The sequence below is a fragment of the Pseudomonas sp. S32 genome (assembly GCF_016648095.1).
Taxonomy (GTDB): Bacteria; Pseudomonadota; Gammaproteobacteria; order Pseudomonadales; family Pseudomonadaceae; genus Aquipseudomonas; species Aquipseudomonas parafulva.
The window spans coordinates 1-14,640 of record NZ_JACVVF010000042.1 but is presented as its reverse complement, the minus strand read 5'-3'; the positions used below and the strand labels follow the sequence as shown (position 1 = coordinate 14,640).

Genomic DNA, 14,640 nt, shown 5'->3' with positions numbered 1-14,640 from the left:
TCTGACCCGGTCGTTCACAGCGTAGCGTCTAAGCTGTCTGGGACGGCTCAAGCCTTTGGTTCCAAGGAGGACCGATTATGTTGCTGTTGTGGTTGGTAGTGCTGATGATAGGTACGGCGTACCTGTTGCACAGGCGCATGGCGCCCCTGCAGATCCTGGGCATCACGGCGGGGTACGTGCTGCTGATGGGCATTTTCAGTAATGCCCCTGGCTGGCTGTTGGTGGTGCTGTGGCTCGTGCTGGCGTTGATGTCGGCCGTGGTAGCGCTGCCGCAATGGCGCCGCAAAGTGCTTACGGCGCCGGTGTTCGACTGGTTCAAGCGCACGTTGCCGCCCATGTCGCAAACCGAGCGCGAAGCGATCGACGCCGGCACCGTCTGGTGGGATGGTGAGTTGTTCAGTGGCCGCCCCGACTGGCGCACGCTGCTCGCCTATCCCGCGCCGACATTGACCGATGAAGAGCAGGCATTTATCGACGGCCCCACCGAAGCGCTGTGCGCCATGGTCAGTGACTGGCAGATCGGCCAGGACCTCGACCTGCCACCCGAGGCCTGGGCCCATATCAAACAGAACGGGTTCTTTGCCCTGATCATCCCCAAGGAGTACGGCGGCAAAGGGTTCTCCGCCTATGCACACTCCCAGGTGGCGATGAAGCTGGCCACCCGCAGCGGGGATCTGGCCTCAACGGTGATGGTGCCCAACTCCCTGGGCCCGGCCGAATTGCTGTTGCATTACGGCACCGACGAACAACGCAATCACTATTTGCCCCGGCTGGCCCGTGGTGAAGAAATACCCTGCTTTGCACTCACCGGCCCACTGGCAGGCTCTGACGCCGGGGCCATGCCCGACAGCGGCGTCATCTGCAAGGGCCAATGGAACGGGGAAGAAGTCATCGGCTTGCGCCTGAACTGGGAAAAACGCTACATCACCCTGGGCCCCGTCGCCACGCTGCTTGGGCTGGCCTTCAAAGCTTACGACCCTGACCACCTGCTGGGTGAGGACGAGGAACTGGGCATCAGCTTGGCATTGATCCCCACCGACACCCCGGGTGTGGAGATCGGCAAGCGCCACCTGCCGTTGGGCGCCGCCTTCATGAACGGGCCCAATAGCGGCAAGGATGTCTTCGTGCCGCTGGATTTCCTCATCGGCGGTCAGCAGATGCTCGGCAAGGGCTGGATGATGCTGATGAACTGCCTGTCGGTGGGCCGCTCTATCTCCCTGCCCGCCGTCGGGACGGGCGCGGCCAAATACACCAGCCTGGTGACCGGCCAATACGCCAACATCCGCGAACAGTTCAACGTGCCGCTGGCCGCCTTCGAAGGCATCCAGGAATCGCTGGCACGCATCGGTGGCAACGCCTGGCTGATGGACAGCGCACGGCTGCTCACCGCCAAGGCGGTCGACCTGGGCGAAAAACCTTCGGTGCTGTCGGCGATCCTCAAGTACCACCTCACCGAACGCGGCCGCGAATGCATCCAGCACGCCATGGACGTGCACGGCGGCAAGGGCATCATCATGGGCCCGAATAACTACCTGGCGCGCAACTGGCAAGGGGCGCCGATCTTCATCACCGTCGAAGGCGCCAACATCCTTTCACGCAACCTGATGATCTTCGGCCAGGGCGCGATCCGCTGCCACCCCTTTGTGCTCAAGGAAATGTCCGTGGCCGGCATCCAGGATCGCGAGCAGGCCCTCAAGGCATTCGACGATCTGCTGCTGAAGCATGTCCGCTTCGCCGTCAACAACGCCGCCAGCACCCTGGTGCTCGGCCTCGGCCTGGGACGGTTCGAGCGCAAGCCGGGGGATGCCCTGAGCCAGGGCTACTTCCGCGCTCTGGATCGCCAGGCGGCGGCTTTCGCCCTGCTGGCGGACCTGTCGATGATGCTGCTCGGCGGCGCACTCAAACGCCGTGAACGTCTTAGCGCGCGCCTGGGCGATGTGCTGAGCTACCTCTACCTGGGCTCGGCCGCGCTAAAGCGCTACCACGATCTAGGTTCGCCCGAATACATGCAGCCGTTGCTGCGCTGGGCGATGGAAGAAAGCCTGGGCAAGGCAGAGCATGCACTCGATCGCTTGCTCGACAACTTCCCGAACCGCGTCGTTGGCTGCGCTCTTCGGGTGCTGGTCTTCCCGTTCGGGCGGCGGTACACCGGACCGAGCGATGAACTGGACGCCGAGGTAGCCGCCTTGATTGGCCGCAGCAAAGGCGACCCGGCGCTGGAAGAGCTGCTCGCCGGTTGCTTCAGGCCGCAGGCAGAGGGTGATTCAGTGGCAGCGCTGCAGCGGGCCAGTGACGCATTAGAAGACATCGCGCCGCTTCGCAAGGCACTGAATCAGGCTGTCAGGGACGGAAAGTTGCGTGGCTCGATCGGCCAGCCTTTAATCCAGTCCGCCCTGGAGTCCGGGATTCTCACAGCAGACGAAGTGCACACACTACAACTGGCAGAACAGGCACGCCGCGTAGTCATCGACGTCGATGCATTCGACAAGGACGCATTACTGCCAACGGGCAGCGTTCGCTAAAAATAAACCCACGCCCGCCGCCATCGCCATGGCGACGGGTGCAGGGCTATATAGATCGTTTCACTGCAACGCCAACAGCTCATCAACGCTCAGCGGTGGAATGATGATGGCTGACCAGTACCACCGTACATCATCGTATTCAACAGCCTGGATCGCCGTGCAACCGCTGTACCCTTGGCTTGGCGTAAGAATCCCTTCCTGGGAGATCGCGCCATCACCCGCCAACACTTTCCACTCGATGTCCGCAGGGTCGACTGCCAACTCGTTGCCCCTTTTATCCACATAATGCAGGGTCAAACGCAAAGCGTCCCCCGCTTTACTCATGCGGAAAAAATGAGTGGTCGGCGTGTTATAGATTAAAAAGGCTGCACTTGCGGGGATGAAAGGACTGCGAGCATGGTACACGTCAAGGATATCAACACTGACAAGGCCAAGCTGGTTAGTCTTGAGCGCAGCACTGGTTGTTGTTTTACTGCCTTCGTCGCAGGCAAGGACAAGGGCCAAGGCAGGGGGCGGCTCATAGAATAATTCACCGTCCAACATCCGAACCACGCCATGCTGAGGTGTGCGCTGGCTGTGCCTGAATGAATTAGGCTTATAAGGTATATCTACCGTCAGCGGTATCGCTTGACCACCACGCTGGCTGATGACCATGGCCGGAATAAGCGCTAGGTTTCGCCTCATCGTCGGTGTGGGTGCGCTTGAGGCCTGCGCCATTACCAAACTGGACGCAAACTCCACCTCTATGATTTTATTATCAAGATCTTTTATTGACCTGAGGTGCTGAGTGCGATGTGGATAGATTATGTCAGGTAAATACAACAAATCATTTGGCAAATTTACACTTTCACTCGACACCGCACCGATGTTCCCCACCTTGGTATCAACATGACACAACACGTCCCCTGACCCAAGCAACGAACGCTCCCCCGCGACGCCACATGGCAATGCCGTCTGACTGGCGGGTGGTAGTTGACCTTGGCTACGGCCTGAAACGGCAAAATACAGAATAATCTTAGGCGCCCAACCTGACGACTCCAATACCACCCTGAACGTCGCGCCAGCAAGTAAATGGGAATAGTGCTGTTGCTGACTCAACCAACCCAGCGGACGCTCCGTTTCACGCATGCCATCATTGAATCTTGCAGCCAGTGCTGGGTCATCCTGGCCGTCCCGTATGAAATATAAGCGGGGTGGCGCCTGCCAACTCAACACGACATTTCCATCCACCCGATAACTGCCTAGCGTATTCCACAGCTCTGACTCCACTCCAACGGTCGCTTGAGACAAGTACACCTCGACCCGACGGACCTCCCTCACCTTTGCGCCCGGCTCTTTACCCAACAGCAGGTGTACAGCATTCGAAACGCGACGGCTCACTGACACATAACCTTGTCGATTGCCGCGAACACTGAACGCGAGTAGCGGCGCCGTCAGCTGACCGCTGAAAGCGAACCACTGCCTACCGGGCGTAATGACCATTTCAAAGGTTGATCGCTGGCTAGCTGAGCGTTGACTGAATTCCTCAGATGCCGTATTCACATGCTCCAGATAGCAACGTAAATACCCGCTCCACCCAAAGAGATCGTCAGAGAAAACACCTTCTTTTTCGCTCTCTTCAGCACTGTTCATAAATACGCCCGGGCAAATAATTACGCTGCCATTCAAAGCGTGCACTGAGTATTCGACAACTGGCAAAAATGCCAGGTAATGCCGCTTGTGCGGTAAGAAATTTACCCAAGCAGCCATCAAGCGTATGATCCTCCCCCCGTTCTGCTGACACCGAGGATCCCGGCATGGCCGATCATCACCTGGACTACCACCTGCGGTTGCTCCACCACCTTCGTACCATCCTGGCAGCAGTCGGTGAAGCCGATCAGGTCCCGGAAGAAAGTCACGTTCTGTTTCTCGAACGCTTCGACGAGCTGCTGACCGTGCTACCGCAAGCCCCCTTGGAAAGCCAGTACCTGGGGCAGGACTTGATCTGCCAGGTGATCCAGCGCTATCCACAAATCGCCCACTTGGTGCCGCGCGACCTGTTGTGGTTCTTTGCGGGCGACTGCCTGCATTTCATGCCCGACGAAGAACTCGACCGCTACCAACAACTGGATGAGCAGCGCCACGCCGCGCACGAAAACGGTGAAGACTTCGACTGGCACCTGCAAAAACACCGTCTCGGTCTTTTAGCCACAGCGGCGCAAACGCCGCAATGATAGACGCCACGTAGAAAAAACCCAGGCCGGGTCGAGCATTGAACCTACATAAATGGCCTGCCCGTTTGCCTATGATCGTTGGCGCTCAGGCGTTTGTTCCTTACCAGGAGCAATTGCCCGGGTGCTGCGTTGTACGACGCAGTCAACTTTCTCGGCAATATGGATAGTTCGATGAAAAGCAAATTCCTTGCAGTAGCGCTCACCTGTGTCACTGGTACGGCATTCGCCGCGCCAGAGATCGGCGTGGTGAATTTCAACGGCAGCGTTTACGCGGGCGGGCCCTGCCCGATCGAAGTGGTGAATCCGGGCGGCGGAATTGGTACACCCGTGCAGTTGGGGCACTTTCCAAGCACCTACTTCGACGCCGTAGGCGCGACGTCCAAAAAGATGGAGTTCACCCTCAAAGTCACCCCTACACCGGGCGTTTGCGTCATCAATCCAGGTACGGAGGTTAGCGTAGCCTTCGATTCCAGAGGCGGTGCCACAGGGCCCAAGAGCGACTTGTACAAGTTGTCATCGGGCGGAACCCCGGACCTGGGAATCGCGATCTTCGATGCCGACGATAAAAAGTTAGCGCCTCTGGATGATTCGCGAAAGTATCCGCTTTTTGAAAACATCCCTACCCACATGGCCTTCTATGCGCAATACGAGGCCATCAAGGTTCCTGTGACTGAGGGCGCTGCCCAGGCAGATGTAGGCTTCACTGTCGCACTGCCTTGATCTCAGTTCCGGGTGCTCCAACACCCGGATCCTACACTTTTGAAACGTGGACTTTCCATGCCCTCCCTCTATCAAAAACGCTGGCTATGGGGAAGCGCCCTGTTCGCCCTTGTCGGCATACCTTGCACTGCACAGGCAGCACTGATCACCAATCAGACCCGGATCATTCATGGGAGCGATAAAGCGAGCAGCTCGATCAACGTCGCGAACCCCAGTACCCGCACGTACGCAGCACAAGCCTGGGTCAATACAGAAGCTGACGACATCACGACGCCGACACCATTGCTGGCATCGCCCTCCCTTTTTCGCCTGGCGCCGAATGAAGAACAGATCGTAAAAATCAATCGGCTGCCCAACGACCTGCCGCAAGACCGCGAGTCCCTTTTTTTCCTCAACGTCCAGGAAATACCCCAGGTCGAAGAAGACATGCAGGACAACGCGCTTACCATCGCCCTGCGCACACGCTTGAAAGTTTTCTATCGCCCCAGCCAGCTCAAGGGCCAACCGCAAGATCACCTCAAGCAGCTCGATTGGTCCCTGCAAAAAGAGGGTGGGCAGTCTTATCTGGTGGTGAACAACCCGTCGCCTTACCACTTCACGTTCGGCCGGGTAGAGATCGATGTGAACGGCAAAAAAAATCGAGTGGAAACCAAAGCCATGGCGATGCCGATGAACCAGCAGCGTTACAAGCTGGAGTTCCCCGTGCCGCCCGCGACGTCAACACTGACCTTCACAACCATCAACGACTATGGCGGCAGCACCACCGCGATAACAGTGCCACTGCACGATCACATCGAACCTTGACCTGGTAAAGGACTATCTCATCACCAGTTCCAGGCGTTCGAAATTGTGTTCAGACGGCCATGTTTGTCCGGCATCGAAGCTGACCGTGACCTCAATGAAAAACAGTTGCCCGACGGGAAGCTCATCCAGAAAAGTCAGGGGGACTGTGACGTCTCCTGCCTTGCCGATACCATCCTTGACCTCATCGGAAGTTACCGCATGATTGTCAAGGAGTTGGTGTCGCTTCCCTCCTGCACCGATGACTACGATATTGACTCGCTGATCGACCCCGATCAGCTTCCACTTATCCAGTGTCAAGGGGGGGTCGAACGTGTACCGAGCTCTGTCGAAGGTGCCACCACTCAGCCCAGCGAGCCTGGGGATGGGCAAGCTGGTCATGGGTATCGGGATGACCTTGAGCCTGCGTGATTCCGAACACTGAAGCTGACCGCGCACCTCGACGTCGTAATAGACGGACACGACCTTGCCGCTCATTGCAGCCACATTGCGAGCCGGGATGGTGAATGTGCGCAAGCCCGCCTGGCCATTGAACCGGTTACTGCGGAAAAGCTCCGGATCTCCCCATTGCAAGCCGAATGCCTCACCAGCACGAATGTCGGCGTCCTGGGGAATCTTCACCGTGATGGACGCCCCGACCTCCACGAGATTCAGAGAGACATCCCGCCCGGAGCCTGTGGCCGCGGGAATTTCAGGCAGGGGCAAAGCGCGTGGCGCCGGCTGCGCCGCGATGGTCAATGTCTGGGGTAAAGCGTCGCTGCTGAGATTACCCGCCCTGTCGCGGATGGCATAGAACACGTAACGCGGCCCGTCCCCCCGCTCACGAATGAGGCTGCCAGGGATGTCGATGATCAACGGCTTGCCAAGATCTTCCTGGCTCAGCGTTCGTTCCCCCGCCAGCAATGGCGAAAAGGGCTCGATGTTCCAGTAATAGACAATGGTGTCACCGGGTGCCGGCACATCGTAATCGGGCACCTGCGCATGGAGCACATCGCCGTGATCCTCCAGGTAATCGGCGTTCACCTCACTTCCGACCAGCTCCGGAAACACCAATTGGCCTCTGTTCGCCCCCAACACCGGTGGCTGCCTGTCGAGAGTGAGCACCAGCCTCTCAGAATCGGCGACCGAGCCGTTGTAAAGTTCCACCGTGTAGTTCACGATCGCTGACCCGTGATTGAGGAACGCCACCGGCACCTCGATATACAGGTCATCTGCTGGCACGCGTGCAGTCCAGCGTTTCCATCCCGCCTCCACGCCGTTCCAGTACAGTCTCAGCGTTTCAGGTCGCTCAGGGCTGGGCCTTGAAGAAAGCCACATCGGTACCTCAATGCGCAGTGGAGCGGACAAAACGCTCACCGGCAGCAAGTTCGGGTCCGCGCCAGGAATGTCTTCAAGTGCATCTGGGGCGCTGGCGGGCGGCAATGGCCTCGCCTGTTGCTCCGGCAGTTCATGGCTGACCATTCTGTGCTCCCTATGACGTAGCGGCAAAAAGAAAAAGGGGCGGGGAGTACCCCGCCCCTCTGCTACCAACTGAAACGTAATCCCACGTTGGCGCCCCAAGGTTGCTCGACGCGCCCACCGCTGGCGTAGTCGAAATCGGCATGCAGTTGCAGGCGGTCGTTAAATGACACTGCGACACCCGTACCGATCTCCCCCCGAGAACCCGACACATCGTTGTTGAAACGGTTGGCGTTGACCTTCACTTCGTTGTCGTCCACGAATTCATGCGCATACGCCAGCCGTACATAAGGCTGCACATGACGCCCCTCGCTCAACGTAAAGGTCTTGCCCAGGGTGACCCCGGCCTTGCCCAACAGCGAACGGGTATCGTCGCCATTGGCCCGCATGCCGTTATCCAAACGATAATCCTTGCCCTGTATGGTCGCAGCGGACCACTGCGTGTAAGGTTCGATGAAGTAACCCTGAGCCAATGCGAGGTGGCGACCGAACTCGATTGAAACGCCTGCGCCAAGGTTGTCATAGCGGCCCTTGGTACGCGCACCGTCACTGAGCGTGACTTTCGAGTCGTTGGCAAAGCGGTTGGCTTTCACCACACCGTCGAAGTAGTAGCCGCTTTGAGCATCAAGCCACGTGGTGTAGAGCCCGAGGTAGTAACTTTTGACCTGAGCGGAGGCACCACGGGACATGTTCAGGTCCGATGTGCTGTGGCCCGCCATGACGCCGATCAACCATTGGCCATCGCCCGCCGACAGCGGCGCATCGGCACCCAGCGAGAAGCCCTGCTGGGTCTGCGTGTAAGCGCTGCCGGCGGCACCATCGACGTTGTACTTGTTGCCATAGGCGCGCCCCCACGCCCCCGCTTTGCTCTCGTTCAAACGCAACTCACCCATCCGGCTGCGCAAGCTGGTGAGTTCGCCATACCAGACGGTCGGCGCGGTATTGAACAGTGCCAGTACCGATTCCGTGCCTGGGCTGATGAGCTTGCTCGCCCCATCCAGAAACCAGTCGTTGCCACGCTGCACCAGTTCGTAGGAGAAGGTCCCGACATCGACCGGCCCATTGAGCAATGCAAAGGAGGCATCACCCGCTGCCGTATGGATCAGGTGCACATCGTTCTCGGTGACAGGGTCCGCGCCGCTACTGCCCACCAACAGGGTGTGGTTGCCCGTCGCGGTACCCACGTCCAGGAAATCGGTCTGCCCCGTGCTGAAATCGGCGTCCATGATGAAGGTGCCATTACCGGACAGCGAGCCTAGCGACAAACGCTGATACTGGTCGGCCTCACCGAAGCGGACAGCGCCACCGCTCAGGGTCAGCGCCCCGACCTGACTGTCCTCGACCATGGTCCAACGGGCCTGGTTGGCCAGCGTCAGACCCGCGACGTTTTCCAGGCGACCGGTAAGGCTGGCCTGGTTGTCCAGGGCAAGGTTCGCCGTGGAGCCGGTCTGCACGCGTACATCGCCAACCAACTGAGCGCCGTCGACCTGCAAGGTGGCGTCAGAGTTGGCAACCACGTCGAGCAACACCCCATTGCTGCCCTCCAGGGTTGTACCGGGGCCGACAAGGATGCTCGCTTTGGCGGGGTCGAGCAGCTCTTCCCCGACCACGATCGCCGAACCATTCAATCCCTGAACGCGAGTATTGACCAACCGCACCTGGGCCGCCTCGTCGAAATCGGCATCGCCCTGGATGCTCAAGCCGGCGTTGGCGCCCGTCAGCGTACTGCCCTGGGCGCTCAATACACCATTACCGAACAACTCCACCGCGGCAAACTCACCGTTGCTCACCACTGTGCTATTGACCAAGTTCAGCGTCGATGCCCCTGAAACCAGAGCACCGCCCTGCCCGCCCTCGATACGGCTGTCGCTGACGGTAGCGGTCGAGCCTGCAGTGCCAACGCGCTGCAAACGCAACCCCAGGCGATCGCTGATGATACGCGTGTCATTGCCAATGGCCGCCTGCGCGCCCGCCCTGAGCATGATGGCATCGGCGCCCGAAGCGTTCACCGTGGTGCCTTGCAGGTTCAATCGCGCGTTATCGCGCGCATCGATACGCTCGACGCTAGCGCCCGTCGCGTTCAACGTCGCGCCGGGATTGAGCACGTAGCGGTCCAGCGCAGTGGTTTCGTCGATGGTGAGGGACTCATCCACCACGGTCACAGCACCCGCCGGACCGGCGACCAGCAAAAATGCCGAGGTCCGGAGGATGGCGCGAGCCAGCGGCGCAAGGGTGAAAGTGCGTAAAATCGCCATTAGGCTAATTACCTCAGGTTATAGAAAGGGATCGGCCACCCGGGCCTTTTGCCCACAAGCGTACGATCCACTCTCCTAAATTCCTGTAGGAAAAGTCAGATCTATTGATGCAACCCGATAAATGTCAGGGCGAAGGCAGCGCACAGCTCCCACCCGCATCATGCATGGAGACATAGACCTCTTCTTCTTTCGACGACCCTGGCTTGCCGTTCAGCGTGAACTCAAACCGCACATAACCATAGCCATCCCGGTCATCCTCATCAGCCTCATAAATCGGCAGAACATAATCCACATAAGGGATGCGCCAGATGAACCCCTTCAGCGTCTCCGCATCCAGCGTCACCTCTTCCTCATGCCCAGCCTCCGGAATTGGCGTTTTGTCTAATTCGGTGGTCGCTCGCCAGATCATCTTGATCGTGTCACCCGCAGCTAGCCCCCATTGCGAAAGCTCTGCGACGACAACGCGGATGGCAGGATCATCCGCATGCGGTGGATCACTCCAGATCGCTTCACAACGCAACATGCCGTTACTCGCTTTGCCGTCGAATTGCGGAGCATCAGGCACGACGACGACAGCGTCCACCACCACGGGCGTTTCCTCAGGTCGCGCAGCATTGGGGTTCGACCCACGCCTGATTTCATAATGCATGGGCACGGTTCTGTTACCGGTTGAAAGAATGTACGCCCACGGAATGCTCAGCGAGATTTCCGTACCGATCTCAGCAGCGGTGAGCGGATGGTCGGCCTCGGCAACATGCACGCCATCCCAATACAGCGAGACCACATCCTTGTCAGCGAACGCCGCATCGATCTCGATCAGCACGTCAGCAGGTTGGCCTGCATCGGTGTCGATCAGCTCGTTCTCTTTCTTGGAATTTCGACCGAATACCTTGGCGGGAAGCATGTCTGGATTGATCGGCTCCGGCCAGTCGGGGTTGCCAGGGCCAAATCGCTCCAGATTGACCTTCACATCGATAGTGGGGTTGGGCTTGGTCAGCAGGACAGTACCGCGGCGTACTTCGTATGCCACTTTGGCGACCTTTTCACCTTGAGCGGAGGGTCCACCGTATTCCGTAAGGATATCAAGCGCGCTGACACTGAATTGCAACGGAAAGGTGTCCGATCCAATGGCACGCCACTCACTGGTAGCACTGCCCCACAGTACACGCACCTCGTCAGAGGCCTTGTGATTGTCGAACCGCAGAACGTCCACGACAACACCCAACGCGACGTCGGCCTGATCGATCAGTCCATCCGCCGCCAAGTCCACTACCGGCAAGGCAAATGCGGTTGGGAAAGCGCCCAGTGCAACACCGACCTGAACGGGCTCGGACACGTGGGAGAAGTTGCCGGCCTTGTCGATGAGCACGTAGAAAACCGATATGCCACCATCACCCGTCGCCTCGATATGGGCCTGCGGTATATCGAGGGTCTGGGCTGCTGCCGAATTAAGGACCGCCGTGGCGGCGGGAGGCGTTTTCAGAGGGTCTTCCGGAACCTTGGCCAGCCAAAAGACACGAACCGTGTCCTTTTCCGCCCAGTTAGGGTTGGCCGGAATAGTCACCTTGACTTTGTCTTTGTTGGCCTCGAGCACATCGGTAATGGCGGGAGGCGCAGGAGGCACATCTCCGTAATAAGGATCCATGCGGTCGAAGATCAATGCCAGCGGCTCGGAAACCTTGACCGATCCATTGAAGGCTATTACTTCGTAGACAAAAGCATGCCTGCCCTCCGCCATGGCGTCCAGCAGCGGTTTTTCAATCTTTGCCGGAATGGGAAAGTCAGCCTCATCCGCCCGAGAGTACTCACCGCTGAACAGTTCGTCCTCCGACCCCTCGACATGAAGAACGACCGTGTCCTTGCGTCCGCTCAATGCCCATTTCGGAATGGACAATACAAAATCATCCCCGCCTTCTTTCAATACAGCGCGCCACACCGTGTTATCTGCCGGGTCTGCCAACAGCGCTGGATCGATGGAGGGCGCAACAAGGTTATCATCCAACGAAACTTTTGCCCGTGATTTACGCGCCATGGCGCGCGCCTGTTGCGGAGTCAATAATGGCTTGAGCATATCTACACCTTCCCAAAAATAGAATGTGAAATTAACTAAGTTAGCCACCCACCAGTCATGCCCATTTCGTCATCACTGCGGCACAAGCACAACTGGCATTTCTATCAGGTTGACGTTGCGACAAACCGTGCTACTTGAAGGCTTCTCCGGAGTCACTGCCTTGACTGACCAATCGACCCAACGGATCGTACCCGTACGCGGACAGCTGCCCCTGCGCTGGATCCGCCACATTGCACAATTGGCCTAGCGCGTTATATTCAAGTACACGCCCGGCTTCATCCTGGGTCATATTGCCGTCGGCGTCGTAGGACAACGTAATGTGTTGAGGATAATCCGGGTGCGTATTCTCGATACTGCTCAATTGTGCCGGATCGGTGTTATCGAACCGGTACGTGGCCATGTTGTTGCCTCCAGGGAAGACCGTTTGTACATGGGTAATATTATCGAGCGCATCGAGGCGGAACAGCTGCCGCTGAATAACTTTTCCGTAGGGATCTACAGGTGCATAGGCAGCGTCTGGTGCAGTGCAGGTATAACGGGTCAGCCGCCCGCGACCGTCGTAGTCATAGACTTCATGGCGCAGCAGGGTGTCTTCTGCTTTCAGGTACTTGTCCGACAGCGCGTCGGTGACATGGTAATCCTGAGTGAGCGTCTGCGGTGCTCCATTGATATCGAAATGGCGACGGCACTCCCTACCGAATTCATCGTAGTCCAGTGTGGTGGTGAGGTATTGATCGTCCTCCGACGTGTGGGTACGGCTTAAACGGCCGAGGGCATCGTAGTCAAATTCCGCCGTGAGCGTTCCTAACCCGGTCTTTTCGAGGCGACCGGCATTGTCATAGTGATAGGCCTGGACATCGCCGTTGACGTCCGTGTAAGACAGCGCCCGGCCCAGCAGGCTGGTAGCGTGGTACATGGTGTAGGCCTGGCCGTCTTGCACCCGCGTCTCCACCTTCATTTCGCCGGTGCTGAAATACCCACGCTCGAGCTGCAGCCCTTGCTCCTCACACCTGAGCAAGCGGGCATTGTCGCTGTCGAAGACATAAGTAGCCTGCGCTTGCGAGCCGCGTATATGGCGTACTCTCGGCTCGTCGGTCAATTGAAGCGAGTATTCGTAATCGATGTATTGCCCGGACGGCGTCAGCGTTGACATGGGCTGACGCTGGCCCGGCGCGTAGAAGTGCAAACGTCGGCGACCACCGGTGATGGATTCGACCAGCCTGTCGAGGCCATCGTACAGTTGTTCTCCCAGGACAATGCCAGCGGCGCTGATCAAGCTAGGCAAGTCTTCCGTGCTGTGCGCGGCATAGTCGCGGTGCACCACCACGTTGTCCGCCAACGTCTCATCCACCAGCCGGTCGAAGGCGTCATACGCGTAGCGTTTGGTCTCCTTCCTGGCATCGACCTCACGGACCTTGCGTTTGAGGCCGTCATAGAACGTCTGCTCGTCACTGTACGAGCTACCTTCACGTGTGAAACGCTCGACTCTCACCGGCAGTTTGAAGCGGTTCAGCCAGGTCTGAATCACGGCGCTCTTGTGACTGCCATCGGTGGACTGGCTCCAGGCCGTCTGTATCGGCCCTGACGATTCAGCCGTGCCGATCGGGTCAGTCTGCTCGTAATGGCTGACGCCATCCGGGCCTGTCTCGCAACAGGCCTTTCCCCAGTTGTCGAATTTATAGCGAGTGACCAGTTCAAGCACGCGGCGTCGCTCGGGCTCATCGTAATCGAGCCAATCGTATTCGGTCTGCGCGATCTGATTGCCCAGGCAGTCATAGGCCGCGCTCAGCACCGGACGATAGTTCTGAGCCGCTGCCGTCGAGGCATTATCGGCGTCCTGACGTTCCCGGCTGACTTCGCGATTCAGGCCATCGACCCAGCTGCGTGTAGCCACATTCTTGACATCGATCAGGGTCTGCCCTGCCCTGCCACCCGCTTGTGACACCAGGGTATAAGCGTAACGACGTGACGAGGTAAATTGAGGGTCGTTCGGGGCGACCGTTTCCTTGGTCACTCGCCGTAGGGCGTCGTACTCGTAAGCGATCTCGACGTCATTATCATCCCGATCAAGCAACGGCTGGCCGATCAGTACCGATTCACGCCGGGTCAAGGTTTTGCAAGCATCCCGCACGCTGCCGTCCGGCAGGGTCGTACCATGGTCGAATCCAGTGATGGTCTGAATCGTCTGCAGCACGTGGTGTCCGACCTTGGGATCTTTTTCGTACTTATGGCAGACCGTGGTTTCCAGCCCGCCGACACTGTGAACCCGGGTTTCGAGGCGTCCATGCAGCAGCGCGACATCAGGTTGGTCCAGATACCGGTAGTGGATGACCTGCAGTGTATCTCGTTGCTGGCCAGTGATCTGCGCTTGCTCCTCCTTAACCATCAGCAACCCTGGCGGTGCACTGCTGCTGGCGACCACACTCAGTGCCTGATAACGATAGTGCGTGCTCAAGGTCTGCGCGCCCGGCAGCGCCTCGCCAAGCGGATGTGCGGTGTCGGTACGCAAATGCCGCGAGAACCCGTAAGGGTCGGGTGGGCAGTTCCAGGGCGTGGGCGCACCCGGCTCGTCGCTCGGCTCGCCGGCGGCCGGGTACCAG

Annotated in this window: 8 protein-coding genes and 1 pseudogene; 4 read left to right on the top strand and 5 right to left on the bottom strand. The window is 58.6% G+C overall.

All coding sequences use genetic code 11. The features are described from left to right. The first annotated feature begins 77 nt into the window (after positions 1-77). A complete protein-coding gene (locus tag IAE38_RS18970; RefSeq protein ID WP_201218690.1) occupies positions 78-2,522 on the top strand; it encodes an acyl-CoA dehydrogenase in 2,445 nt (814 codons plus the stop codon). 60 nt (positions 2,523-2,582) lie between these two features. Here IAE38_RS18970 and IAE38_RS18965 read toward each other — a convergent pair whose 3' ends face one another. Beyond that, positions 2,583-4,271 (bottom strand): hypothetical protein, encoded by a 1,689-nt coding sequence (locus IAE38_RS18965; RefSeq protein ID WP_201218689.1) that lies wholly within the window; start codon positions 4,269-4,271, stop codon positions 2,583-2,585. 47 nt (positions 4,272-4,318) lie between these two features. Between IAE38_RS18965 and IAE38_RS18960 the strand changes: the two genes are divergently transcribed. From IAE38_RS18960 to IAE38_RS18950, 3 genes are all read left to right on the top strand, one after another. Beyond that, a complete protein-coding gene (locus IAE38_RS18960) occupies positions 4,319-4,735 on the top strand; it encodes a PA2817 family protein (RefSeq protein ID WP_201218688.1) in 417 nt (138 codons plus the stop codon). Positions 4,736-4,906: 171 nt separating this feature from the next. Further along, positions 4,907-5,455, top strand: coding sequence for a fimbrial protein (locus tag IAE38_RS18955; protein WP_201218686.1), 549 nt, complete (start codon positions 4,907-4,909; stop codon positions 5,453-5,455). A 57-nt stretch (positions 5,456-5,512) separates the two neighbouring features. Continuing rightward, positions 5,513-6,259: a fimbrial biogenesis chaperone gene (locus IAE38_RS18950; protein ID WP_201218684.1), complete on the top strand. Its 747-nt coding sequence runs from the start codon at positions 5,513-5,515 to the stop codon at positions 6,257-6,259. A gap of 12 nt (positions 6,260-6,271) precedes the next feature. Here IAE38_RS18950 and IAE38_RS18945 read toward each other — a convergent pair whose 3' ends face one another. From IAE38_RS18945 to IAE38_RS18930, 4 genes and pseudogenes are all read right to left on the bottom strand, one after another. Beyond that, complete coding sequence (locus tag IAE38_RS18945; protein ID WP_201218682.1) at positions 6,272-7,717, bottom strand: hypothetical protein; 1,446 nt, start codon at positions 7,715-7,717, stop codon at positions 6,272-6,274. Between the two features lie 62 nt (positions 7,718-7,779). Next, the gene (locus IAE38_RS18940) at positions 7,780-9,969 is read right to left on the bottom strand and encodes an autotransporter outer membrane beta-barrel domain-containing protein (protein WP_201218680.1); all 2,190 of its coding nucleotides are present in this window, start codon (positions 9,967-9,969) and stop codon (positions 7,780-7,782) included. A gap of 124 nt (positions 9,970-10,093) precedes the next feature. Further along, positions 10,094-12,040, bottom strand: a complete 1,947-nt coding sequence (locus IAE38_RS18935) for a hypothetical protein (RefSeq protein WP_201218678.1) — start codon at positions 12,038-12,040, stop codon at positions 10,094-10,096. 130 nt (positions 12,041-12,170) lie between these two features. After that, positions 12,171-14,640, bottom strand: a pseudogene (locus IAE38_RS18930) (RHS repeat protein); the annotation flags it as partial.

Bases quoted from the DNA above. Each gene is read 5' to 3' on its own strand.
- IAE38_RS18970 (WP_201218690.1), top strand. From the start codon at position 78: ATGTTGCTGTTGTGGTTGGTAGTGCTGATGATAGGTACGGCGTACCTG.
- IAE38_RS18945 (WP_201218682.1), bottom strand. From the start codon at position 7,717: ATGGTCAGCCATGAACTGCCGGAGCAACAGGCGAGGCCATTGCCGCCC.
- IAE38_RS18940 (WP_201218680.1), bottom strand. From the start codon at position 9,969: ATGGCGATTTTACGCACTTTCACCCTTGCGCCGCTGGCTCGCGCCATC.
- IAE38_RS18955 (WP_201218686.1), top strand. From the start codon at position 4,907: ATGAAAAGCAAATTCCTTGCAGTAGCGCTCACCTGTGTCACTGGTACG.
- IAE38_RS18960 (WP_201218688.1), top strand. From the start codon at position 4,319: ATGGCCGATCATCACCTGGACTACCACCTGCGGTTGCTCCACCACCTT.
- IAE38_RS18965 (WP_201218689.1), bottom strand. From the start codon at position 4,271: ATGGCTGCTTGGGTAAATTTCTTACCGCACAAGCGGCATTACCTGGCA.
- IAE38_RS18935 (WP_201218678.1), bottom strand. From the start codon at position 12,040: ATGCTCAAGCCATTATTGACTCCGCAACAGGCGCGCGCCATGGCGCGT.
- IAE38_RS18950 (WP_201218684.1), top strand. From the start codon at position 5,513: ATGCCCTCCCTCTATCAAAAACGCTGGCTATGGGGAAGCGCCCTGTTC.